Here is a 22,246-nt window from a genome sequence, read left to right on the forward strand (position 1 = left end):
CGCCGTCCACCCGGCCCGGCGACGTGGTTGTCTATCCCGGCAACGCGCGGGAACCGGCCACCGACGGGGTTCACCGCGACGGTGGGTGCGGAACTTAGGCTGACCTTCCGTGACGCACCAGACAGAACCCGTGCGAGACCGGTGCGGGTTCTCGGCTTGAGCTGGGCGTCGAATAACGTCACACTGATGTGGTGGAAATGACTGAGGCCGATCGCATGGAGGATCGGGGTACCCGGAATCGGGTGTCCCGCGAGATCCTGCACCACGGTCCTGTCACCGCGAGTGATCTGGCGGCCACCCTGGGGCTCACGCCCGCAGCGGTGCGCCGGCACCTGGACACCCTGACAGACCAGGGCCTCGTGTGCACCTGGGACCCGCCTGAGGGCGCTCCCCGGCGCCGCGGCCGTCCGGCACGGCTCTTCGTGCTGACGGACGCCGGTCACTCGGCGATGTCGACCGCTTATGACGACCTGGCCGTCCAGCTGCTGGAGTTCCTGGCGCAGACGGCCGGTCCCGATGCCGTGCGTGAGTTCGCCGTGGTGCGGGCCGAACGGCTCGCCCAGAGATACCGGCCCGCCGTCGAGGCGGTCGGGGAAGACACCCACCGCCGTGCCGGTGCGCTGGCGCAGGCACTCAGCACGGATGGATACGCGGCCAGCGTGCGTTCACTGGACGAGCGGGGCCGCGCCAAGGACGACCAGACCGCCCAACAGACCGGCAAGCAGCTGTGCCAGGGCCACTGCCCGGTGCAGCAGGTGGCCGCGCAGTTCCCCCAGCTCTGCGAGGCCGAGACGCACGCGTTCTCCAGCCTCCTGGGGGTTCACGTCCAGCGCCTGGCCACCCTGGCCCACGGCGAGCACGTCTGCACCACGCACATCCCGTTGAGCGCGGTCTCGGCCTCGCTCGACGGTCGCAGTCCCGCCGGCCGGCCCGCGTCAGCACCCGGGCCGGAAGTCACGTCACCTGAGGAGAAAGCCGCCGATGAGCACCGTTTCGCATCCTGAACTCGAGGGCATCGGCCGCTACGAGTTCGGCTGGGCCGACTCCGACGACGCCGGGGCGACCGCGCAGCGCGGTCTGTCCGAGGCCGTGGTCCGGGACATCTCGGCCAAGAAGAACGAGCCGGAATGGATGCTGAACCAGCGTCTCAAGGGCCTGAAGCTCTTCGCCAAGAAGCCCATGCCGACCTGGGGTTCCGACCTGTCGGGCATCGACTTCGACAACATCAAGTACTTCGTCCGCTCCACGGAGAAGCAGGCCACCTCCTGGGACGACCTGCCGGACGACATCAAGAACACCTACGACAAGCTCGGCATCCCCGAGGCGGAGAAGCAGCGCCTGGTCGCCGGTGTGGCCGCGCAGTACGAGTCCGAGGTGGTCTACCACCAGATCAACGAGGAACTCGAGAAGCAGGGTGTCATCTTCGTCGACACCGACACCGGCCTGCGGGAGTACCCGGAGCTGTTCCAGGAGTACTTCGGCTCGGTCATCCCGGTGGGCGACAACAAGTTCGCCTCGCTGAACAGCTCGGTGTGGTCGGGTGGCTCGTTCATCTACGTGCCCAAGGGCGTCCACGTCGAGATCCCGCTGCAGGCCTACTTCCGGATCAACACCGAGAACATGGGCCAGTTCGAGCGCACGCTGATCATCGCCGACGAGGGCTCGTACGTGCACTACGTCGAGGGCTGCACGGCACCGATCTACAGCTCCGACTCGCTGCACTCGGCCGTGGTCGAGATCGTCGTGAAGAAGAACGCCCGGGTGCGGTACACGACCATCCAGAACTGGTCGAACAACGTCTACAACCTGGTCACCAAGCGGGCCACCGCGGCCGAGGGCGCGACCATGGAGTGGGTCGACGGCAACATCGGCTCCAAGGTCACGATGAAGTACCCCGCCATCTACCTGCTCGGTGAGCACGCCAAGGGCGAGACGCTGTCCATCGCGTTCGCCGGTGAGGGCCAGCACCAGGACGCCGGCGCCAAGATGGTGCACGCCGCTCCGCACACCTCCTCGTCGATCGTGAGCAAGTCGGTCGCCCGGGGCGGTGGCCGTACCTCCTACCGCGGCCTGATCCAGGTGCTGGAGGGCTCGCACCACTCGGCGAGCACCGTGCGCTGCGACGCGCTGCTGGTCGACACGATCAGCCGGTCCGACACCTACCCCTACGTCGACGTCCGCGAGGACGACGTGTCGATGGGTCACGAGGCCACGGTCTCGAAGGTGAGCGAGGACCAGCTGTTCTACCTGATGTCGCGCGGCATGACGGAGGAGGAGGCCATGGCGATGATCGTGCGTGGCTTCGTCGAGCCGATCGCCCGTGAGCTGCCGATGGAGTACGCGCTCGAGCTGAACCGCCTGATCGAGCTCCAGATGGAAGGCGCGGTTGGCTAGTCCGCCCCACCTCGTCCTTCAAGCCCACCGAAAACGTAGACAGAGAGCCATGACTGAGACATACACGATCGAAGGCGGACCGGTCGAGCTGCACCGCTCGAGCTTCGACGTCGCAGACTTCCCGCTGCCGACCGGCCGCGAGGAGGACTGGCGGTTCACCCCGCTGGACCGTCTGCGCGGCCTGCTCGACGGTGGCCCCTCGGACGGCCGGCTGAGCTGGACGACCGACCTGCCCGAGGGTGTCGAGCTGACCACGGTCGGCGCCGGTGACCCCTACCTGCGCTCGGTGCCCAAGCCGGTCGACCGGGTGGGCGTGCTGGCCCTGGCCAACGCGACCGACGGTGCCGTGGTGCTGCGTGTTCCGGCGAACGCCGAGCCGGCCGCGCCGGCCGTGATCCGCCTGACGGGTACCGGCGGCGACGTGGTCTGGGGCCACGTCATCCTCGACATCGGTGCCAACGCCCAGGTGTCCGTCGTCATCGAGCACAGTGGCAGCGCCCGGTACGCCGGTGAGCTGTCGGTGCTGGTCGGCGACGGCGCGAAGCTCAAGCTGGTCAGTGTGCAGGGCTGGGACAGCGACGCCGTTCACGTCCAGCACACCGGCGTGCGCCTGGGTAAGGACGCCTCGATCGCGTCCACCCAGATCACGCTCGGTGGCGACCTGGTCCGGTTCGTCGAGACCGTGGAGTACACCGGCCCGGGCGGCGACGCCGAGATGGCCGGTCTCTACATCGCCGACGCCGGGCAGCACCAGGAACACCGCCTGTTCGTCGACCACAGCGCGCCGAAGTGCCGCAGCAACGTGACCTACAAGGGCGCGCTGCAGGGCGAGGGTGCGCACACCGTGTGGGTCGGCGACGTGCTGATCCGCGCCACGGCCGAGGGCACCGACACCTACGAGATGAACCGGAACCTGGTGCTGACCGACGGCACCCGGGCCGACTCGGTGCCGAACCTGGAGATCGAGACCGGCGAGATCGTCGGTGCCGGTCACGCCAGCACCACCGGCCGGTTCGACGACGAGCAGCTGTTCTACCTGCAGGCCCGCGGCATCAGCGAGGAAGAGGCGCGCCGCCTGGTCGTGCGCGGCTTCTTCGCCGAGCTGATCCACAAGATCGGCATCCCCGACCTGCAGGACCGTCTGCTGGCCGCGATCGAGGCCGAGCTGGGTGGCGAGCCCGAAGCAGCGATCAGCGCCGTCACCGAGGAGCACGCGTGAGCCGCGAGCGCGTCGCCGGTCTCGCCGACCTGAAGGCCGGCGAGGCGATCCAGGTGAAGAGCGGTGGCCGGAACATCGCTCTGGCCCGGGAGGCCTCGGGCGAGGTGCACGCGGTCGCCGACCTCTGCACGCACGCCGCGGTGTCGCTGTCGGAGGGCGACGTGGAGGGCTGTGCGATCGAGTGCTGGCTCCACGGTTCGGCCTTCGACCTGCGCACCGGCGCCCCCACCGCGCCGCCCGCCATCACCCCGGTGGACGTGTACGCCGTCACTGTCGAGGGTGACGACGTCTACGTGGACACCGACATCATCGTGAACGCCAGCTCGTCAGCTGCATCCTCAGCTGCATCCAAGGAGAACTGAACCGCCATGGCCACTCTGGAAATCCGCGACCTGCACGTCAGCGTCGAGACCGAGCAGGGTCCCAAGGAGATCCTGCGCGGCGTCGACCTGACCATCGCCTCCGGCGAGACGCACGCGATCATGGGCCCGAACGGCTCGGGCAAGTCCACCCTGGCGTATTCCATCGCGGGGCACCCGAAGTACACGATCACCTCCGGCACGGTCACGCTCGACGGCGAGAACCTGCTCGAGATGAGCGTGGACGAGCGTGCCCGCGCCGGTCTCTTCCTCGCCATGCAGTACCCGGTCGAGGTCGCCGGTGTCACCGTGTCGAACTTCCTGCGCACGGCCAAGACCGCGATCGACGGCAAGGCCCCGGCCCTGCGCCACTGGGTCAAAGACGTCCGCGGCGCCATGGACGCGCTGAAGATGGACCCGGCCTTCGCCGAGCGCGACGTCAACGCGGGCTTCTCCGGCGGTGAGAAGAAGCGCCACGAGATCCTCCAGATGGAGCTGCTGAAGCCCCGTTTCGCGGTGCTCGACGAGACCGACTCGGGCCTCGACGTGGACGCGCTGAAGGTCGTCTCCGAGGGTGTCAACCGGGTGCGTGAGAACAGTGAGGTCGGCGTTCTGCTGATCACGCACTACACGCGCATCCTGCGCTACATCAAGCCCGACTTCGTGCACGTGTTCGTCGACGGCAAGGTCGCGGCCGCGGGTGGCCCGGAGCTGGCCGACGAGCTCGAGGCCAACGGCTACGACCGTTTCACCACCTCCGCGAGCGTCTGAACCAACCAAAATTGAGGACGCTCACGGGCGGGGCCCGTCAGCGTCCTCAATTTTCGATCTGACACTAAGGATCTGATCTGTGACCCTCACGTCCACGCCGGCGAAGCCGCTGGATCACGACGAGGTCGAGGCGATCCGCGCGGACTTCCCGATCCTGCACCGCACGGTCGGCGACGGCGCGGAGCTCGTCTACCTGGACTCCGGCGCCACCTCGCAGCGCCCGCGACAGGTGCTGCAGGCCGAGTACGACTTCGCCAGCACCTCCTACAGCGCGGTGCACCGTGGTGCCCACACGCTGGCGAGTGAGGCGACGGACGCGTTCGAGGCGGCCCGCGAGACCGTGGCCCGGTTCGTCGGTATCCCCACCGACGGCGTGGTCTGGACCCGGAACGCCACCGAGGGACTCAACGTCCTCGCGGCGGCGCTGACCGATCCCGAATCCGGGCAGTACGCGCTGAAGCCCGGTGACGAGGTGCTCGTCACCGAGATGGAGCACCACGCCAACCTGGTGCCCTGGCAGCGCGCGGCCGCCCGCAGCGGCGCCACCCTGCGGTGGATCCCGCTGACCGATGCCGGCCGGCTCGACCTGAGCGGCATCGACGGGCCGAACGGTTTGATCAATGAGCGGACGAAGGTGGTCGCGTTCGCGCACGCCTCCAACGTGCTCGGCACGATCAACCCGGTCGCGCAGCTCGTCGCGAAAGCCCGGGCCGTGGGCGCCCTGACGATTCTCGACGCCTGCCAGTCGGTGCCGCACCTGCCGGTCGACCTGAGCGCGCTCGGTGTCGACGCCGCGGTGTTCTCCGGTCACAAGATGCTCGGCCCCACGGGGATCGGTGTGCTCGCGGCGCGCCCGGGCCTGCTCGACGCCCTGCCCCCGGTGCTGACCGGCGGGTCGATGGTCGAACGGGTCACGATGGAGACCGCGACCTTCCGCGAGGCCCCGCAGCGGTTCGAGGCCGGCACCCCGCCGGTGGCCCAGGCCGTGGCGCTGCGTGCTGCTGTGGACTACCTCGACCGGGTCGGCATGGACCGCATCGCGGCCCGCGAGCACCAGCTGGCCCAGCTGATGCTCGACGGTGTTCACAGCGTCGCCGGGGTTCGCGTGATCGGCCCGAACGATGCCGAGGACCGCACCGCCATGGTCGCTTTCGAGGTCGAGGGCGTGCACCCGCACGACGTCGGCCAGGTGCTCGACGCCGCCGGTGTAGCCGTCCGCGTCGGCCATCACTGCGCGCAGCCGGTGCACCGCCGGTTCGGCGTGAACGCGTCCAGTCGCGCCAGCGCCTACCTCTACACCACCGACGCCGACGTCGAGCGCTTCGTCGAGGCGCTCGGCACGGTCCGCGGATTCTTCGGCAGGAGCTGAACCTTGTCCTCTCTCGAATCCCTGTACCAGCAGGTGATCCTGGATCACTCCAAGGAGAAGCACGGCCGGGCCGACCTCGGTGAGGGCGACGTGCTCGACCCGCTGAGCACGGCGCGCAGCCACCAGTACAACCCGCTGTGCGGGGACGAGGTAACCGTTCAGATCACCCTCGGCGGCACCGACGTCGAGACCGTGGCCTGGACCGGCGATGGCTGCTCCATCAGCCAGGCCGCCACCTCGGTGATGCACGACCTGATCGTCGGCAAGCCCGTCGACGAGGCCCGCGGCATCCTCGCCGACTACCGCACCATGCTGCGCAGCCGCGGCGAGGGCGAACCCGACGAAGAGGTGCTCGGCGACGCCGTGGCCTTCGCCGGGGTCAGCCGGCACGCGAACCGCGTGAAGTGCGCCATTCTGGGATGGACGGCGTTCGAGGACGCGTTGCTGCGTATCGAGGCCGCACGACCGACAGCAAAGGACGAATCATGAGCGACTCGATCGATGTGGCAGTGGACACCAGCCCGGCCGACGTGCCCGCCGACGTGGCGGACGTCGAGGAGGCTCTGCGCGACGTCGTCGACCCCGAGCTGGGCATCAACGTCGTCGACCTGGGCCTGATCTACGGCATCCAGATCGACCAGAACAACCACGCGACGATCGACATGACGCTGACGTCGGCGGCCTGCCCGCTGACCGACGTGATCGAGGACCAGGCGGCCGCCGCGCTGGACCCGATCGTCAAGGGCCACGCCATCAACTGGGTGTGGATGCCGCCGTGGGGCCCGGACAAGATCACCGACGACGGTCGTGAGCAGCTGCGGGCCCTGGGCTTCAACCTGTAGTAGCTCGCCAGTACCGTGTCCGTCCGGGCTCATCCCTCAATGAGGGCGCCCGGGCGGACGAAGACCAGGCGTGCTCGACATCTGGCGGCTCGTGGTGGCACCGAACCCGGTGCTCGACGACGTCGTCCGCGACGGGCTGCTGGTGCAGTCCGCGCAGGCCTCCCGGCTGAGCAGTCTGATGGGGCTGCCGTTGTCGGTCGTGGTGCTGGTCGTGATGACCGCGAACGGGGCGGCGCCGGGCCAGGCCATCGCGTGGACCGTCCTGGTCCTGCTGGTCATGCTGCTGTACGTGGGCGGCGTCGGCCGTCTGGTGACGCACTCCCCGGGTCGGCCGTACCCGGCCAGACTGCTCGCCTTCACCGTGCTCCAGGCCCTGGGCGGTATCGCCTGGGGCCTTCTGCCGTTCATGGTCACCCCGGTGCCGGGCGACAGCACGATCATGTCGGTGGCGGGCAACGTGATCACCCTGGCCGTCGCGGCCAACGCGATCTTCAGCTCGGCCACGCCCCGGCCCTGGGTCGCTTTCCACCTGACGGCGCTGGGTGTCGGCTCCACCGGGCTGATCGTCCACGGCGAGCTCGGGGTGGCGGCCCTGAACGCGCTGACCCTGGTGGCGGCCTTCCCCCTGGCCCGGTACATGTTCCAGCAGGTGGCCCAGGCCCGGCTGGTGGCCCGGCACAACGGGCTGCTGGCCGAGGACCTGCGCGCCGAGCGCGAGGCCGTGGAACGCGTCAACCTCCAGCTGTCCGAGGCCAACACCGAACTGCGGCACCAGGCGACGCGGGACCCGCTGACCGGGCTGCCGAACCGCACGCTGTTCTTCGACCACCTGGAGCGCTCGCTGCGCCACGGCCGTCGGCACCACACGCCGGTGGCCGTGATCTATTTCGACCTGGACCGGTTCAAGGCGGTCAACGACACCCTCGGCCACGGGGCCGGTGACGACCTGCTGATCCAGGTGGCCGACCGTACCCAGGCGGTGTTGCGCAGCCCCGATCTCCTGGCCCGGCTCGGGGGTGACGAGTTCGTCGTGCTCACCCATGACTACGACGCCGGTCAGGGGCCGCAGGCCGCCACCCAGGTGGCCGAGCGGGTGCGGGTGGTGCTGGCGGTGCCGTTCGACCTGTCCGGCAACCTGGTGACCGTCTCCGGCAGCCTGGGGGTGGCGCTCGACGAGCCCGGACTGAGCGCCGAGGATCTGGTGGAACGGGCCGACATGGCGCTCTACCGGGCCAAGCAGCTGGGCCGCGACCGGGTCTGCGAGTACGAGCCGGACCTCAATTGGACGCTTCCGGCTGTCGAGTCCTGAAGGGTGCAGGACATCTGGCGGATGCTCCGGGCCCCGGACCCGGACATCGACGACGTCGTGCGCCGGGAGCTGCTGAGCCAGTCCGCGGAGGCGGCCCGGGTCAGCAACCTGCTCGGCGCCGGGCTGGTCGTCACCGCCGTCACCGTGCTGGGATTCGGCCACGTGCCCTGGCCCGGGGTGATCGGCTGGTGCGCCCTGACGATGACCTGGTGCGTGTTCTTCCACCACGCCGTGCCCCGGCTGGTCATCCGCCAGGCGACCGGTTCCCTGACGGCGCTCGGGCGCCGGTTCACCGTGATCCAGGTCTTCGCCGGCCTGATCTGGGGCAGCATCTGCGTGCTGGTGCGGCCGGCCCAGGAGCAGCCCGAGCTGATCGCCGTGCCGGTGGCGGTGGTGATGCTGGCCGACGCCGCGAACCTGCTGTTCTGCAACGCCACGCCGGTCGCCTACCGGGGGTACCACGTCGGCATCGTGGTGATCAGCAGCATGGGCCTGGCCTCCCAGGGCTTCTGGTCGCTGCTCGCCTTCATCGCGTTCGGCGCGATAGGGGCCCCGACGCTGGCCCGGTACGGGTACCGGCAGGTGGCCGAGGCCCGGCTGCTGGCCCGGCAGAACGCCCTGCTGGCCGACGAGGTGCGCACCGAACGCGAGGCCGTCGAGCAGATCAACCTGCGGCTGTCCGAGGCCAACGCCGAGCTCGCGCACAAGGCCACCCGGGACCCGCTGACCGGTCTGCCGAACCGGGCCCTGTTCTTCGACCACCTGGCCAGCGCCCTGGTGCGCAGCCGTCAGGTGGGGCGCCGGCTCGGCGTCATCTACTTCGACCTCGACCGGTTCAAGGTCGTCAACGACAGCCTGGGTCACGGTGCCGGTGACGACCTGCTGCGCCAGGCCGGCGCCCGGATCAGCGCCGTGCTGCGCAGCGGCGACGTACTGGCGCGCCTGGGTGGTGACGAGTTCGTCGTGCTCACCGGCGACCGCAGCGACCCCACCGGCGGCGCCGGGGTGGCCGAGCGGGTCCGTCAGGTGCTGGAGGAGCCGTTCGTGCTGGACGGACGCGAGGTACGGGTCTCCTCCAGTCTCGGGGTAGCGGTCGACGACGGCTTCTCGACCGGCGAGCAGCTGGTCGAGTTCGCCGACATCGCCCTCTACCGGGCCAAGCAGGGCGGGCGGAACCGGGTGGCCCGGTTCAGCCCCTCCATGCTGGAGCCGACCGGGCCCTAGAGCTCTAAAGCCCCATCGACGCGAACGTGTCGCACTGGTCGATGTCGCCGCTGGAGTAGCCGGTGGTGAACCACTGCTTGCGCTGGGCCGCCGAACCGTGGGTCCAGGAGTCCTGGTCGACCCGGCCGGTCGCCTTCTTCTGGATGCGGTCGTCGCCCACGGCCTGCGCGGCCTTCTGCGCCTCGGCGATGTTGGCCTTGGTCAGGTCGATACCGCTCTTGCGCTGGTCGGCCAGCGTCGACCAGACCCCGGCGTAGCAGTCGGCCTGGAGTTCCATCGCGACCGAGTACTCGTTCTCCTGCTTCGGGTTCTTCTGCTGGGCCTGGCGCACCTGCTCCTCGGTGCCCAGCAGCGTCTGCAGGTGGTGGCCGTACTCGTGGGCCAGGATGTAGGCCTGTGCGAACTCGCCCTCGGCCCCGTACTCCTTCTGCAGCTGGTCGAGGAAGTTCAGGTCCAGGAAGATCTCCTCGCCGGAGGGGCAGTAGAACGGCCCGACCTGTGAGGACGCCTGGCCGCAGCCGGTGCTCACGGCGTCGTCGAAGAACGCCAGCTGGGGCGCGTGATAGTCCAGGCCGCGCCGGGCGAACTCGTCCTCCCAGGTGTTGTCCGCGATGTCGTAGACCTTGATCAGCCGGCAGTCGGTGTACTCGTCCAGGGCGCCCTGGGTGTTGCAGCGGTCGGACAGTTCCTGCCGTGATTCCTGCTTGCCGGTGCTGTTGGCACTGCCCGCGCCCAGCTGCGGCAGACCACTGCCACCGCCGTCGCCGGACCCACCGCCGAGCACGGCCACCAGCAGGTAGATCACCAGACCCACCACACCGGCACCACCGCCGATGGCGAGGCCACCGCCGGCCACTCCCATGCCGCGGCGGTCGTCCACGCCACCGACGTCCACCCGATCGTCGTCGAACTCGATACCCACCCGCGTTACCCCTGTCCTGACAGCAATGAGCGGGCCGGTCCCTGCGCCCGCGTAGAATGCTGCCACCACCTTTGGTCCGGTTCGACTGCTGCTGCACACCGGGCACCTCAGTCCCAGACCTTTCGCAGGAGCCGTACCCACCCATGATCACTGCCTCCGGTGTAGAGCTGCGCGCCGGCTCACGACTTCTCGTCGAGAACGCCAACTTCCGTGTCGGCCCAGGTCAGCGCGTCGGACTGGTCGGCCGCAACGGCGCCGGGAAGACCACTCTGACCAAGGTTCTGGCCGGGGAGGGGCAGCCCGCCGCGGGCACCGTCTCCCGTAGCGGCGAGGTCGGATATCTGCCGCAGGACCCGCGCACCGCAGACCTCACGATCCTGGCCCGCGACCGGGTGCTCAGTGCCCGGGGGCTGGACGAGGTGATCCGGAACATGCGGGTGGCCGAGGGCGAGATGGCCAGCGTCGTCGACGCGACCCGCGACGCCGCGATGGACCGCTACTCCCGCCTGGAGGCCGAGTTCACGGCCGGCGGCGGGTACGCGGCCGAGAGCGAGGCCGCCACCATCTGCGCCAGCCTGAGCCTGCCCGACCGCGTGCTGGAGCAGCCGCTGGGCACCCTCTCGGGTGGTCAGCGCCGCCGCGTCGAGCTGGCCCGGATCCTGTTCTCGGGCTCCGACACCCTGCTGCTCGACGAGCCCACCAACCACCTCGACGCCGACTCGATCGCCTGGCTGCGCGACTTCCTGAAGGTCTGGAACGGCGGCCTGATCGTGATCAGCCACGACGTGGAGCTGCTGGAGGTCGTGGTCAACCAGGTCTACCACCTGGACGCGAACCGCTCGGCCCTCGACATCTACAACGTCGGCTGGAAGAAGTACCTGGAGGCGCGCGAGACGGACGAGAAGCGCCGCCGCCGCGAGCGCCAGAACGCCGAGAAGAAGGCGTCGATCCTCCTGCAGCAGGCCGACAAGATGCGCGCCAAGGCGACCAAGGCCACGGCCGCGCAGAACATGGCCAAGCGTGCGGAGAAGCTGCTGTCCGGCCTGGAAGACACCCGCAAGGCCGACAAGGTGGCCAAGCTCCGTTTCCCGCAGCCGGCCCCCTGCGGTCGCACGCCGCTGACCGCCGAGGGGCTCAGCAAGAGCTACGGCAGCCTGGAGATCTTCACCGACGTCTCGCTGGCCATCGACCGCGGTTCCCGGGTCGTCGTGCTCGGTCTCAACGGAGCCGGCAAGACCACGCTGCTGCGCATGCTCGGCGGCATCGAGAAGCCCGACACCGGAGAGGTGGTCTCGGGCCACGGCCTGCGGCTGGGCTACTACGCGCAGGAGCACGAGACCCTCGACACCGACCGCACCGTGCTCGAGAACATGCGCACCGCGTCGCCCGATCTGAACGACACCCAGATCCGTACCGTGCTCGGCTCGTTCCTCTTCGGCGGCGACGACGCCTCCAAGCCCGCCGGTGTGCTCTCCGGCGGTGAGAAGACCCGGCTGGCGCTCGCCACCCTGGTCGTCTCCGGCGCGAACGTGCTGCTGCTCGACGAGCCCACCAACAACCTCGACCCGGCCAGCAGGGAAGAGGTGCTGGACGCCCTGCGCCGCTACGAGGGCGCCATCATTCTGGTGACTCACGACGAGGGTGCGGTGGAGGCGCTCAACCCCGAACGGGTGGTTCTTCTGCCCGACGGTGAGGAAGACCTGTGGAGCCGCGACTACCTCGACCTCGTCACCCTGGCCTGAGTTTCCGGCGGGTTATCCGGATCATCCCTTCCGAAGCCTCCCGAACTGCCCGCGAAGATCGTTCTCACCTGTGCACAGTGCGCCGTTGAGAACGGATTCGGGCGCCTGTGCCGGACCCGTTCGGAGTAGGCCGGTGTGAAAGGAATGTCCGTCAAGTCACTTTGCGTGGCAGGTCGACTGGCCGGATCTTCGACTCGAGATCACCATGGACCGAGAACGACACACGTTCGAGGAGGATTCGTGGCCGAGAGTGTTAAGAAGGGAGCCCGGATCACGGGCACCGATCGTTCGAAGCTGGCCGGTGAGCTGAAGAAGAAATACACGTCGGGCGCGAGTATTCGTGCTCTGGCGGAGGAGACGGGGCGTTCCTACGGTTTCGTCCACCGCATCCTCACCGAGAACGAGGTTCAGCTGCGTGGCCGGGGTGGAGCTACCCGAGGCAAGGCCAAGCAGCACTAAGACCTCGCGGTCGTAAGATCTTCGACAGTGAGTTCGTCCAGCACCGCTGACGGCCGGGGGCGCAAGGCACCATCTGCGCTCCCGGGCCGTCAGCGCTGTTTTGCGCTGTTCCCGTCCCCCGGGGACGTGGGGGCACCTCCCCGGCCGAAGGCCGGCGGATCGCATGATCACGACCAAGCGGGTGGCCGACCTTCGTGGTCATCGCACTAGGCGTACGGTGACAGGGTGGACAGAGGCGAAGAGCCCGGAACACGGGGGCACACGCGGCCCGTGCAGCCCGTGCACAGCATCACTGGAGCGGTGTCGCCCCTTTCCGACGATCTGGACGCACGGATCCGTCGCTACCTGATCTCGATGAGCATGCGCGTCGTCTGCGTCATCCTCGCCATCGTCGTCCACACCCGGTGGGGCCACTGGTCGTGGTGGATCTTCGCGATCGGTGCGGTCTTCCTGCCCTACGTCGCCGTCGTCATGGCCAACGCCACCGACCGGCGCGGCGGACCCGGCCCGGCCCCCGTCACCCCCGTCACCCCGTCGGTGCGCACCGCGCTGTCGTCGGCGGCTCCCGCCGCGACGGTGGACGAGGACATCGAGGTGACGATTCATCCGCCACAGCGCCCATTTCATGAAGAATCGTCCGGTTCGGAGGCTTTTGAGGGCAGTTTCGACGCTTCGCGGGCCAACGGCCGGGAATTTGTGAGGGATTCGACCCTGCCGTCCGATAGGCCGCAGTGAAGAGTCACCCGAATGGCCGTCCTGATTCATGGGTCAGACTGACACCGATCCGTGTCATACTTGCTGAGCGCGCCCTGCATCCCCCGTCGGGGTGCGCGAATGGACGCCGGGCGGCATCCCCCGTGGCCGCCCGGCGTCCGCCTTTTGGCAGACTGTCCCTCGTGACAGAACGGCAGGACCCGATGTGCAGTGCTCGCGGCTGCCGGCAGGCCGCGGTGTGGGCGCTGCGGTGGAACAACCCGAAGCTGCACACGCCCGAGCGGCGCAAGATCTGGGTGGCCTGCGACGACCACCGTGAGCACCTCGAGGAGTTCCTGAGTCTGCGGGGCTTCCTCAAGGACACGGTGAGAACCGAGGAGCTGGCGTGAGCGTCGAGGCGCCGCAGGAGACGGAAGACTCCACCCCGGCCCCCCGGCGGGGCGCCTGGGACACCACCCGGGCCGCCCTGGGCCTGCTGCGCGAACGCGGCTGGATGCTCTCCCTCGTCGGTATCGTCGTGCTGTCGATCGTGTTCGTGTTCCTCGGGCGCTGGCAGTTCCACCGGCACGAGGTCCGCTCGGCCCGCAACAACCTGATCAAGGCGAACTACGACGCCGCCCCGGTGCCGCTGAACCAGCTGATCCCCGCCACGGCCCAGAAGGCCTCCGCCGCGCTGCCCCACGACCTGCAGTATCGGCCGGTCACGGTGACGGGCGAATACCTGGCCGACCGGACGGTGCTGATCCGCAACCGGCCGCACGACCAGATCGGCCAGGCCGGCTCGCTCAGCGCCGGGGGCAGCAACTCCCAGAACGGCTACGAGGTGGTCGTGCCCCTGCGCACCACCGACGGCTCGGTGCTGTTCGTCGACCGCGGCTGGATCCCGGCCGGTGCGGCGAACGCCTCGAGGCCGGACAGTGTGCCGGCCGCGCCCACCGGCGAGGTCACGGTGGTGGCCCGGCTGCGGTCCAGCGAGGAGGCATCGAACCGCACGGCACCGGCCGGGCAGGCGGCCCGGATCAACATCCCGGCCCTGGTGCGGCAGACCGGCATCGAGCAGGACCGGGTCGCCGGGGCCTTCGGCGCCCTGGTCAGTGAAGACCCGTCCGCCACCGACACTCCCGAGGCCGCCGACCGGCCCCAGGAGAGCATCGGTATCAACCTGTCCTACTCCGTGCAGTGGGACGGGTTCGCGCTGGTGGCGTACATCCTCTTCGGCGTGGCCGCCGTGCGTGAGGTGCGCCGGCGGGACGAGGAGGAGATGGAGGACGAGGAGGAGGAAGGTCCTCCCGCCCTCACCGGTGCCACCTACCGCTGACCAGGGGACGGCCCCTAGATCCCCGGCCGCTGCTGCGCGCGGAACGGGCTGGCCCGGTACACGCCCAGCATGCGGACCTCGGCGAAGAAGCTGAGCTCCTCGAACGCCCGCGCCACGTGCGGCTCGTCGGGGTGCCCGTCGATGTCGGCCAGGAACCGGGTGGCGGTGAAGTTCCCGCCCACCATGTAGCTCTCCAGCTTGGTCATGTTCACGCCGTTCGTGGCGAAACCGCCCAGCCCTTTGTAGAGCGCGGCCGGGATGTTGCGCACGCCGAACACGAAGGTGGTCACGATCGGCCCCACTCCCGGCGCGGCGCGCAGGTTCTCGGGGGAGAGGATGATGAAGCGCGTGGTGTTGTGGGCCTCGTCCTCGAAGTCGGCCCGCAGCACGTCCAGGCCGTAGACCTCGGCGGCCAGGGTGGAGGCGATCGCGGCCACCGAGGGGTCGCCCGCCTCGATGATCTCCCGGGCGCTGCCGGCCGTGTCGGTGGCGGTCACCGGGGTGATGCCGAGGTCGCGCAGGGCGTTGCGGCACTGGTCGAGCGCCTGCGGGTGGCTGCGCGCGCTCTTGACCTGCTCCAGCGTGGTGCCCGGCAGGCCGAGCAGCTGGTGGCGGATCGGCAGGAAGTACTCGCCGACGATGTGCACCGTGGAGTCGGGCAGCAGGTAGTGGATGTCGGCCACCCGCCCGGCCGTGGAGTTCTCCACCGGGATCATCGCCAGGTCGGCCGTGCCGTCCCCGAGCGCGGTGAAGCACTCCTCGAAGGTGCGGAACGGCACCGGGTCGTAGTCGGGATAGACGTCACGGCAGGCGATGTGCGAATTGGCGCCCAGTTCACCCTGGAACGCGATCCGGCGGGTACGGGTATTCATGATGCACAGATCATGCCGCATGCGCGGACGGCTTCCACGTTCGGTCCGATCGGAGGACCCTCGTTGCGGGTTTCACCCGGCATATCGTTCTAGAGTGTTCGATCAGTCACCATGAGTCATTGGTGGGCGGTGGGGTGCGAGGAACGGGATAACTCGATGGATCTGGGTCTGTCAGACCGGGTGTACGTCGTGACGGGAGCTTCGAGGGGTCTCGGCAGGGCCTGCGCGGAACTGCTCGCGGCCGAGGGCGCGCGCCTGGTGCTGTGCGACCGCGACGAGGAGGAGCTGAAGGCGACCGCGGCGTCGCTCGGCGGTTCCGAACGGGCGATCGCCGTGCCCGGCGACATCGGTGAGCCGGGGATCGAGACCTGCCTGGTCGCGGCCGCGGTGGCCCGGTACGGGCGACTCGACGGTGGCCTGATCAGCGTCGGCGAGCCGCCGTCGGGCGCGGTGATGGACCTCGACGACGGCGCCTGGCGCATGGCGTTCGAGGAGACCTTCCTGGGTCCGCTGCGCCTGGCCCGCACGGTCGGCAAGCTGTCGTCGCGCGAGGGCGGCTCGGTGGTGCTCGTGCTGTCCACCACGGTCAAGGAAACCGTTGCGGGCCAAGCGCTCTCCGACGGTATGCGACCCGGCCTGGCGATGGCGGCCAAGACCCTGGCGAACGAGCTGGGTGACCGCAACGTGCGGGTCAACGGCATCATGCCCGGGCGCGTCGACGCCGACCGCTCCCGCACACCCGACGCCGCCGGCGGGCGCCCGGAGGAGGTGCGCCGGCAGCAGGAGTCGCGGATCCCGCTCGGAAGGTACGGCGAGCCGCTGGAATTCGCCCGTCCTGCGGTGTTCCTGCTCTCACCCGCGGCCAGTTTCGTGACGGGAACGATGCTGGCGGTAGACGGCGGCCTCTCCCACGTCCTCTAAAAACGAGGGAGGGTCAGGCGCCTTCGGCCACCGTGCTCATGTTGAAGTCCTGGATCCGCAACGCCGGCATGGCGGTGCGGGTGAACCATTCGCCCCACTCCCGGCTCAGGCACACCTCGGTGGCGCCGTAGGCGTCGATCCGGGACAGCAGGTCCACCGGGCTCTCGTTGTAGCGGAAATTGCTGGTGGCGCCGACGACCTCGCCATTCTCGACGACATAGACCCCGTCGCGGGTGAGGCCGGTCAGCAGCAGCGTCTGGGGGTCGACCTCGCGGATATACCACATCGAGCTCAGCAGCAGGCCGTTGTCCACCCCGGCCAGCAGGTCAAGGGTGCTGCCGGTGCCGTCCGCGCCGGTCAGCACCAGGTTGTCGGCCGCGGGGGCCAGAGGCAGCCCGGTCAGGCCGGCGGTGTGCCGGGTGGTGGGCAGGTTGCTGATCGTGCCGGAGTCCAGCCAGGTGGCGGCGGGGGAGGCCAGGCCGTTGTCGAACACCGAGGCCATCGGCGACGACGCGGTGGTCAGAACCCGGTCGGCGCACCCCAGTCCGGCGTGGAACGGGTCGCTGAGCAGGCTCACCGGGCTGCTGGTGATCGTCTCACCGACCCGGGTGCCACCGCCGGTGCGCGAGAACACGCTGCGGCCCTCGTGTGCGGTGCGGGCGTCGGACGACCACAGGAAGTAGATCATCAGGTCGGCGACCGAGGTGGGCGGCAACACCGTGGTGTACCGGCCCGGCTTCAGCGTGATCGGGCGTTCCTGCCAGCGCAGCCGGGTGGCGATCTCGTCGTCCATCGCCAGCACGTCGACATCACCGAAGTCGCGGGTGGCGCCCGCCACGTAGGCGGAACGGCTTCTGGCTCCGGCCTTCCCGGTCAGCTCGATGGTGCCCCGCGGCTGCTCGTGCCGGTAGCGCAGGCCCCCGGTCGTGCCCAGCCAGGTGGTGACCACCTCGTGCAGGGCGAAACCGAACGACTCGCGATCCTGGGCGCGGGAGCGCCCGAACACCTCACCGAGCGCCTCCGCGACCCCCGACAGGGTGGACGCGCCGGTCTCGGCCCCCGGGTCGGCGAACCCGGGCAGTTCCTCGCCGGTCACGAAAGGCGCCGCGTCTTCTGCCGGTTCGGCGTCGCGGGCCAGGGCGACGGTGTCGGCGGCGAGAGCCCGAACGCCGTCCGCGTCCAGCCCCTGACGGCTCAGCACGCCCGCACCGGTGCCACCGGCGACGGGCGCGCCGACGATCACGGTGACCGTGCGGGCGGAGGTCAGGCCGTTGGTGGTCAGGCCGCTCAGGGCCCAGCGCAGATTCGCGGTGCTGGCCTCGGAGACCAGCACCGCGGCGCCCAGATCGGCTCCGGCCCGGGCAATTTCGCCGAGGGCGATCTCGACGAACTCCGACGACGTGCTCATCGGCCCCCCTCGCTGCGCGTGTTGAGCACCTTGACCTGCTCGAAAAGTGTGGCCGGGGCGCCGTGGCTGACCCAGGCGGACTGACCGGGCTGGGCCTTGCCGCAGTTCGACGCCCCACCGAGGTAGTAGGTGGACGGTCCGCCCAGGCCCTTCAGCGAGCCCCAGAAGCCCGGTGTGGAGCCCTGGTAGGCGGCGTCTTTCACCTGCCCGGCCAGCTTCCCACCCTGGATCCGGTAGAACCGCTGGGCGGTGAACTGGAAGTTGTAGCGCTGCATGTCGATCGACCAGGACTTGTCGCCGACCACGTAGAGGCCGTCGTCCACACCGGAGATCAGGTCGGCGGTCGTCACGTCCGAGGAGCCCGCTGCATCAGGGGCCAGACTGACGTTCGCCATCCGCTGCACCGGCACGTTGAGTGCCGAGTCGGCGTACGCGCAGCCGTTGGACGCCGCGAAACCACAGCGCGCGGCCATCGCCCGGTCGAGCTGGAAGCCGGCCAGCACACCGCCCGAGACCAGGTCCCAGGAGCGGGTGGCCACGCCCTCGTCGTCGAAACCGATGGTGGCCCCACCGTGCGGGGTGGTGCGGTCGGCCGTGACGTTCATCAGGTCGCTGCCGTAGCGGAACCTGCCGACGCCCTCCAGGCGGGCGAAACTGGTTCCGGCGTAGGCCGCCTCGTAGCCCAGGGAGCGGTCGAGCTCGGTCGCGTGGCCGACCGACTCGTGGATGGTGAGCCAGAGGTTGGTCGGGTCGATGACCAGGTCGTAGTCGCCTGCGGTCACCGTGGGCGCCTTCACCCGTTCGGCGAGATGCTCCGGCAGACGCTCGATCTCGGCCGCGAAGTCCCATCCCTCACCGAGCACGTACTCCCAGCCGCGGGCCACCGGCGGGGCCAGTGAGCGCATCGACTCCGGACCGGCCGGTGCGATCGCCACCACGGTGATCTCGGGCTCGATCAGCACCCGCTGCTGCCGGGTGACCGTACCGGCCAGGTCGGCGTAGAACTTCTGCTCCTTGGCCAGGTTCAGCGTGACGTCACAGTGGTCCACGCCGTCGGCGGCGAGCAGCGTGCCCGACCAGCCGGCCAGGTGCCGGGCCCGTTCCGCCACGGGAACCGCGAACGGGTCGGTCGTGTACGGCGAGACCCAGGTGGCACCGGCGTGCACCGGCTCAGGGGCCAGCTCGACCCGCTCGGCGACCAGGGGCCGCGAGATCCGGGCCACCTCCAGCGCCCGCCGGGCGGTCGCCACGGCGGCGGCCGGGGTGAGCTCGTCGGTGGCGGCGAAACCCCAGACCCCGTCGAGCAGCACGCGCACCGCCAGGCCGGCGACCACCGCGTCGGAGCTGGACGACAGCCGGGCGTCGCGCACCTGCATCGACCCACCGCGCATGCGCTGCACCCGTAGGTCGGCATGCTGCAGCAAGCTGCCCCCGGCGCTGCGGGCGTGCTGCAGCGCCGCGTCGGCCAGTGAGTCCAGGGGGAGAGCGAGGAAGTCGGCGTCGATCTGCGCCGTCATTGCCGTCATTCAGGACTCCTTAGCGACGACCTGCGTGATCCCTTGTCCGGAGATGTCGAGCACCAGCTTCCCGGTGCTGCGGCGGCTGCGAAGATCCTCGTGCGCGCGGGCGGCCTCGGCAAGGGGATAACTGCCACCCAGGACCGGGTTGAGCACGCCGGCCCGCACCATCGAGCGCATCTCCTCCAGCGCGCCGGCCAGCAGGCCGGGCTGGGCCACGGCGTGGGGGAGCCAGAAGCCGGTCAGCGTGAGCGACTTGCGCATCAGCTTCTGCACGCGCACCGGTGCCGGGTCGATCTTCGAGGCGAGCCCGAACACCGCGATCCGCCCCAGTGGGCGCAGGGAGGCCAGGGAACCGTCGAAGACGTGCCCACCGGTCATCTCCAGCACCAGGTCGACACCCTGGCCGTCGTTCGCGGCGAGCAGCGCGTCACGCACCTCGTCGGCGGTGGTCGTGGCCGAGATGTCGAGAGCCACGTGGGCGCCGAGCGAGCGCGCCAGCTCGCACTTGGCCTCGCCCGAGGCGGTGGCGATGATGCGCCCGGCACCCCAGGCCCGGGCCAGCTGCACGGCCATGGTGCCGACGCCGCCGGCCGCGGCGTGGATCACGACGGTCTCGCCCCCGCGCAGTTCGGCGCTGCGTCGCAACAGGTGCCAGGCGGTGGTGCCGTGCACCAGCAGGGCCAGGGCCTGGGCGTCGGTCAGATCGTCTTTCAGCCTGAAGGCCTGGTCGGACGGCACCACGACGCGCTCGGCGTAGCCACCTCCGCCCGAGGTGAGCCCCAGCACACGGGTGCCGATCGGGAGGCCCGACCCGGCGACGACCCGGCCGACGACCTCGCTGCCCGGCACGAACGGCAGGGTCTGCCGGACCAGGTAGGAATCTTCGGCCTGGTGGGTGTCGGCGTAGTTCACCCCGGCCGAGTCGACCTCGACCAGCAGTTCACCCGCACCGGGCGTGGGTTCGTCGAGGTCGGTCACCCTGAGTACCTCGGGACCGCCGAACTCGGTAATCTGCACAGCTCGCACGGCGTGAACCTACTCCTTTTCCCCGGCCGGGACAGGCCCCCGCCGCCGGGCACTTGTACGGTTCCGACAGATTTCCGGGTCGATCTTTGCCCTGGGTGCGCTGGTGCGTGGCTGTTCCGGAGTCGGATAACGTCACTCACCGGATTCCGTTCGTCGTCGGCCGGTCGGCGCGCCGCCGCGCGAGACCGTGACCGGATCGAGACGAATCGATACGAATCGACACGGAACGGCACGAACCGATCCGGATCGATAGGGAACGGCAGCTTGGAAAACAACGGAAGGGTGATCGTGGCTCGCAGTGTGCTGGTGACTGGTGGTAACCGAGGGATCGGACTGGCGATCGCCCGGGCGATGGCGGAGGACGGCGACGCCGTCACCGTGACCCACCGCAGCGGCGAGCCGCCGGCCGGCCTGAAGGGTGTCCTCTGCGAGATCACCGACACCGAGTCGGTGAAGAACGCGGTGGCCCAGGTCGAGGCCGACCAGGGCCCGATCGAGGTGCTCGTGGCGAACGCGGGCGTCACCCGCGACACGCTGCTCATGAGGATGAGTGACGACGACTGGGACACGGTCGTCGACACCAACCTGGGTGGCACGTTCCGCTGTGTGCGGGCCGTCAGCAAGTCGATGATCAAGGCCCGTCGTGGCCGCATCATCCTGGTCGGCAGCGTCGTCGGCCTGATGGGATCGCCGGGGCAGGTGAACTACGCGGCCACCAAGTCCGGTCTGGTCGGCATGGCCCGCGCGATCACCCGGGAGATCGGTGGGCGGGGCATCACCACCAACGTCGTGGCGCCGGGCTTCATCGACACGGACATGACGGCGTCCCTGCCGGAGAAGGTGCGGAGCGAGTACCTGAGCCGGATCCCGGCCGGCCGGTTCGGCAATGTCGACGAGATCGCGGCCACCGTGCGCTTCCTCGCCTCCGACTCGGCCGCCTACATCACCGGCGCGGTCATCCCCGTCGACGGTGGCATCGGCATGGGTCACTGACCTACAGATGAGTTTTCGCCCGCGGCCGCACGGGCCGCGGGCGTTTTCTGCGAAGTGAAAGGGACTGCACGAATGGGACTGCTCGAGGGCAAGAAGCTGCTCGTGACGGGTGTGCTGATGGACTCGTCCATCGCTTTCCACGCGGCGAGGGTTGCCCAGGAGGAGGGCGCCGAGGTCGTGCTGAGCTCCTTCGGCCGGCAGATGAAGCTCACGCAGGCCATCGCCAAGCGCCTGCCGAAGACCCCGCCGGTGATCGAGCTCGATGTCACCAGCACCGAAGACCTGGCCGCGCTGCCCGAGCGGGTGCGCGAGCACGTCGACAGCCTGGACGGCGTGCTGCACTCCATCGGTTTCGCGCCGCAGAGCGCGATGGGTGGCAACTTCCTCAACACCGAGTGGGAAGACGTCGCCACGGCGCTGCAGATCTCGGCCTTCAGCTACAAGTCGCTGGCTGTGGCCGCACTGCCGCTGCTGAAGGAGGGCGGCGCGGTGGTCGGCCTGACCCTCGACGCGCGCATCGCCTGGCCGACCTACGACTGGATGGGTGTGGCCAAGGCCGCGCTGGAGTCGACGTCACGCTATGTGGCCCGGGACCTGGGTCCCAAGGGCATCCGCAGCAACATCGTGGCGGCCGGCCCGCTGCGCACCACGGCCGCGAAGGCGATCCCGAGTTTCGAGGCCTTCGACGAGCTGTTCCAGAACCGCGCCCCGCTGGGCTGGGACGTGCGTAACGCGGAGCCCACCGCCAAGGCCTGCGTGGCGCTGCTGTCCGACTGGTTCCCGGCGACCACGGGCACGATCGTGTACGTGGACGGCGGTTTCCAGGCGATGGCCGGCAACGTCTGATCAAACCCGGAAGTGAGG

Annotated in this window: 23 protein-coding genes; 18 read left to right on the forward strand and 5 right to left on the reverse strand. The window is 69.6% G+C overall.

Annotated features, from left to right (window positions below):
* Positions 1-197: 197 nt before the first annotated feature.
* The 10 genes from QSK05_RS24625 (at position 198) to QSK05_RS24670 (ending at position 9,487) form a co-directional block, all read left to right on the forward strand.
* A complete protein-coding gene (locus QSK05_RS24625) occupies positions 198-1,004 on the forward strand; it encodes a helix-turn-helix transcriptional regulator (protein WP_285599682.1) in 807 nt (268 codons plus the stop codon).
* On the forward strand, positions 982-2,394 hold the full coding sequence (sufB, locus tag QSK05_RS24630; protein ID WP_285599683.1) for a Fe-S cluster assembly protein SufB: 1,413 nt from the start codon (positions 982-984) through the stop codon (positions 2,392-2,394). The genes QSK05_RS24625 and sufB overlap by 23 nt, the downstream gene beginning before the upstream one ends.
* Before the next feature lie 49 nt (positions 2,395-2,443).
* Entirely contained in the window at positions 2,444-3,613 is a 1,170-nt protein-coding gene (gene sufD / locus QSK05_RS24635; protein WP_285599684.1) for a Fe-S cluster assembly protein SufD, read from the forward strand.
* The gene (locus tag QSK05_RS24640; RefSeq protein WP_285599685.1) at positions 3,610-3,975 is read left to right on the forward strand and encodes a non-heme iron oxygenase ferredoxin subunit; all 366 of its coding nucleotides are present in this window, start codon (positions 3,610-3,612) and stop codon (positions 3,973-3,975) included. Before sufD ends, QSK05_RS24640 begins: the two co-directional genes overlap by 4 nt.
* A gap of 6 nt (positions 3,976-3,981) precedes the next feature.
* The gene (gene sufC / locus QSK05_RS24645) at positions 3,982-4,743 is read left to right on the forward strand and encodes a Fe-S cluster assembly ATPase SufC (protein WP_285599686.1); all 762 of its coding nucleotides are present in this window, start codon (positions 3,982-3,984) and stop codon (positions 4,741-4,743) included.
* 79 nt (positions 4,744-4,822) lie between these two features.
* The gene (locus QSK05_RS24650) at positions 4,823-6,112 is read left to right on the forward strand and encodes a SufS family cysteine desulfurase (RefSeq protein WP_285599687.1); all 1,290 of its coding nucleotides are present in this window, start codon (positions 4,823-4,825) and stop codon (positions 6,110-6,112) included.
* 3 nt (positions 6,113-6,115) lie between these two features.
* Positions 6,116-6,601, forward strand: a complete 486-nt coding sequence (sufU, locus tag QSK05_RS24655) for a Fe-S cluster assembly sulfur transfer protein SufU (RefSeq protein ID WP_285599688.1) — start codon at positions 6,116-6,118, stop codon at positions 6,599-6,601.
* A complete protein-coding gene (locus QSK05_RS24660; RefSeq protein WP_285599689.1) occupies positions 6,598-6,954 on the forward strand; it encodes a metal-sulfur cluster assembly factor in 357 nt (118 codons plus the stop codon). Before sufU ends, QSK05_RS24660 begins: the two co-directional genes overlap by 4 nt.
* A 70-nt stretch (positions 6,955-7,024) precedes the next feature.
* Entirely contained in the window at positions 7,025-8,263 is a 1,239-nt protein-coding gene (locus tag QSK05_RS24665; protein ID WP_285599690.1) for a GGDEF domain-containing protein, read from the forward strand.
* Positions 8,264-8,266: 3 nt separating this feature from the next.
* Positions 8,267-9,487, forward strand: coding sequence for a GGDEF domain-containing protein (locus tag QSK05_RS24670; RefSeq protein WP_285599691.1), 1,221 nt, complete (start codon positions 8,267-8,269; stop codon positions 9,485-9,487).
* Positions 9,488-9,491: 4 nt separating this feature from the next.
* Here the strand turns inward: QSK05_RS24670 and ypfJ are convergent, their stop codons facing one another.
* On the reverse strand, positions 9,492-10,403 hold the full coding sequence (gene ypfJ, locus QSK05_RS24675) for a KPN_02809 family neutral zinc metallopeptidase (RefSeq protein WP_502879824.1): 912 nt from the start codon (positions 10,401-10,403) through the stop codon (positions 9,492-9,494).
* Positions 10,404-10,552: 149 nt separating this feature from the next.
* Between ypfJ and QSK05_RS24680 the strand changes: the two genes are divergently transcribed.
* From QSK05_RS24680 to QSK05_RS24700, 5 genes are all read left to right on the forward strand, one after another.
* On the forward strand, positions 10,553-12,151 hold the full coding sequence (locus QSK05_RS24680) for an ABC-F family ATP-binding cassette domain-containing protein (RefSeq protein WP_285599693.1): 1,599 nt from the start codon (positions 10,553-10,555) through the stop codon (positions 12,149-12,151).
* Positions 12,152-12,391: 240 nt separating this feature from the next.
* Positions 12,392-12,610 carry a helix-turn-helix domain-containing protein gene (locus tag QSK05_RS24685; RefSeq protein WP_231482189.1) on the forward strand — a complete coding sequence of 73 codons (219 nt, stop codon included), beginning with the start codon at positions 12,392-12,394 and terminating at the stop codon, positions 12,608-12,610.
* A gap of 300 nt (positions 12,611-12,910) precedes the next feature.
* On the forward strand, positions 12,911-13,345 hold the full coding sequence (locus QSK05_RS24690) for a DUF3099 domain-containing protein (protein WP_285599695.1): 435 nt from the start codon (positions 12,911-12,913) through the stop codon (positions 13,343-13,345).
* 182 nt (positions 13,346-13,527) lie between these two features.
* Positions 13,528-13,713, forward strand: a complete 186-nt coding sequence (locus QSK05_RS24695) for a hypothetical protein (protein WP_352302574.1) — start codon at positions 13,528-13,530, stop codon at positions 13,711-13,713.
* Positions 13,710-14,642, forward strand: a complete 933-nt coding sequence (locus QSK05_RS24700) for an SURF1 family cytochrome oxidase biogenesis protein (protein WP_285599697.1) — start codon at positions 13,710-13,712, stop codon at positions 14,640-14,642. The genes QSK05_RS24695 and QSK05_RS24700 overlap by 4 nt, the downstream gene beginning before the upstream one ends.
* Before the next feature lie 14 nt (positions 14,643-14,656).
* Here QSK05_RS24700 and QSK05_RS24705 read toward each other — a convergent pair whose 3' ends face one another.
* Positions 14,657-15,514, reverse strand: a complete 858-nt coding sequence (locus QSK05_RS24705) for a prephenate dehydratase (RefSeq protein ID WP_285599698.1) — start codon at positions 15,512-15,514, stop codon at positions 14,657-14,659.
* Between the two features lie 156 nt (positions 15,515-15,670).
* Here QSK05_RS24705 and QSK05_RS24710 point away from each other — a divergent pair, with 156 nt between their 5' ends.
* A complete protein-coding gene (locus QSK05_RS24710) occupies positions 15,671-16,435 on the forward strand; it encodes an SDR family oxidoreductase (protein WP_285599699.1) in 765 nt (254 codons plus the stop codon).
* Positions 16,436-16,448: 13 nt separating this feature from the next.
* Here QSK05_RS24710 and QSK05_RS24715 read toward each other — a convergent pair whose 3' ends face one another.
* Genes QSK05_RS24715 through QSK05_RS24725 form a run of 3 tightly spaced genes read right to left on the reverse strand, consistent with a single transcriptional unit; the run spans position 16,449 to position 20,389 of the window.
* Positions 16,449-17,843 (reverse strand): metallopeptidase TldD-related protein, encoded by a 1,395-nt coding sequence (locus tag QSK05_RS24715; protein ID WP_285599700.1) that lies wholly within the window; start codon positions 17,841-17,843, stop codon positions 16,449-16,451.
* Positions 17,840-19,360: a TldD/PmbA family protein gene (locus QSK05_RS24720; protein WP_352302576.1), complete on the reverse strand. Its 1,521-nt coding sequence runs from the start codon at positions 19,358-19,360 to the stop codon at positions 17,840-17,842. Before QSK05_RS24720 ends, QSK05_RS24715 begins: the two co-directional genes overlap by 4 nt.
* 9 nt (positions 19,361-19,369) lie before the next feature.
* A complete protein-coding gene (locus QSK05_RS24725; protein WP_285599702.1) occupies positions 19,370-20,389 on the reverse strand; it encodes a quinone oxidoreductase family protein in 1,020 nt (339 codons plus the stop codon).
* Between the two features lie 288 nt (positions 20,390-20,677).
* Between QSK05_RS24725 and fabG the strand changes: the two genes are divergently transcribed.
* Positions 20,678-21,382 (forward strand): 3-oxoacyl-[acyl-carrier-protein] reductase, encoded by a 705-nt coding sequence (gene fabG, locus QSK05_RS24730; protein WP_285599703.1) that lies wholly within the window; start codon positions 20,678-20,680, stop codon positions 21,380-21,382.
* Between the two features lie 72 nt (positions 21,383-21,454).
* The gene (gene fabI, locus QSK05_RS24735) at positions 21,455-22,228 is read left to right on the forward strand and encodes an enoyl-ACP reductase FabI (RefSeq protein WP_285599704.1); all 774 of its coding nucleotides are present in this window, start codon (positions 21,455-21,457) and stop codon (positions 22,226-22,228) included.
* Positions 22,229-22,246 lie beyond the last annotated feature (18 nt).

The organism is Kineosporia sp. NBRC 101731, assembly GCF_030269305.1.
GTDB lineage: Bacteria > Actinomycetota > Actinomycetes > Actinomycetales > Kineosporiaceae > Kineosporia.

Excerpts from the sequence above, each read along its gene's own strand:
- QSK05_RS24625 (WP_285599682.1), top strand. The coding sequence starts at position 198 with ATGACTGAGGCCGATCGCATGGAGGATCGGGGTACCCGGAATCGGGTG.
- sufB (WP_285599683.1), top strand. The coding sequence starts at position 982 with ATGAGCACCGTTTCGCATCCTGAACTCGAGGGCATCGGCCGCTACGAG.
- sufD (WP_285599684.1), top strand. The coding sequence starts at position 2,444 with ATGACTGAGACATACACGATCGAAGGCGGACCGGTCGAGCTGCACCGC.
- sufC (WP_285599686.1), top strand. The coding sequence starts at position 3,982 with ATGGCCACTCTGGAAATCCGCGACCTGCACGTCAGCGTCGAGACCGAG.
- QSK05_RS24660 (WP_285599689.1), top strand. The coding sequence starts at position 6,598 with ATGAGCGACTCGATCGATGTGGCAGTGGACACCAGCCCGGCCGACGTG.
- QSK05_RS24680 (WP_285599693.1), top strand. The coding sequence starts at position 10,553 with ATGATCACTGCCTCCGGTGTAGAGCTGCGCGCCGGCTCACGACTTCTC.
- QSK05_RS24695 (WP_352302574.1), top strand. The coding sequence starts at position 13,528 with ATGTGCAGTGCTCGCGGCTGCCGGCAGGCCGCGGTGTGGGCGCTGCGG.
- QSK05_RS24705 (WP_285599698.1), bottom strand. The coding sequence starts at position 15,514 with ATGAATACCCGTACCCGCCGGATCGCGTTCCAGGGTGAACTGGGCGCC.
- QSK05_RS24710 (WP_285599699.1), top strand. The coding sequence starts at position 15,671 with ATGGATCTGGGTCTGTCAGACCGGGTGTACGTCGTGACGGGAGCTTCG.
- QSK05_RS24715 (WP_285599700.1), bottom strand. The coding sequence starts at position 17,843 with ATGAGCACGTCGTCGGAGTTCGTCGAGATCGCCCTCGGCGAAATTGCC.
- QSK05_RS24720 (WP_352302576.1), bottom strand. The coding sequence starts at position 19,360 with ATGACGGCGCAGATCGACGCCGACTTCCTCGCTCTCCCCCTGGACTCA.
- fabI (WP_285599704.1), top strand. The coding sequence starts at position 21,455 with ATGGGACTGCTCGAGGGCAAGAAGCTGCTCGTGACGGGTGTGCTGATG.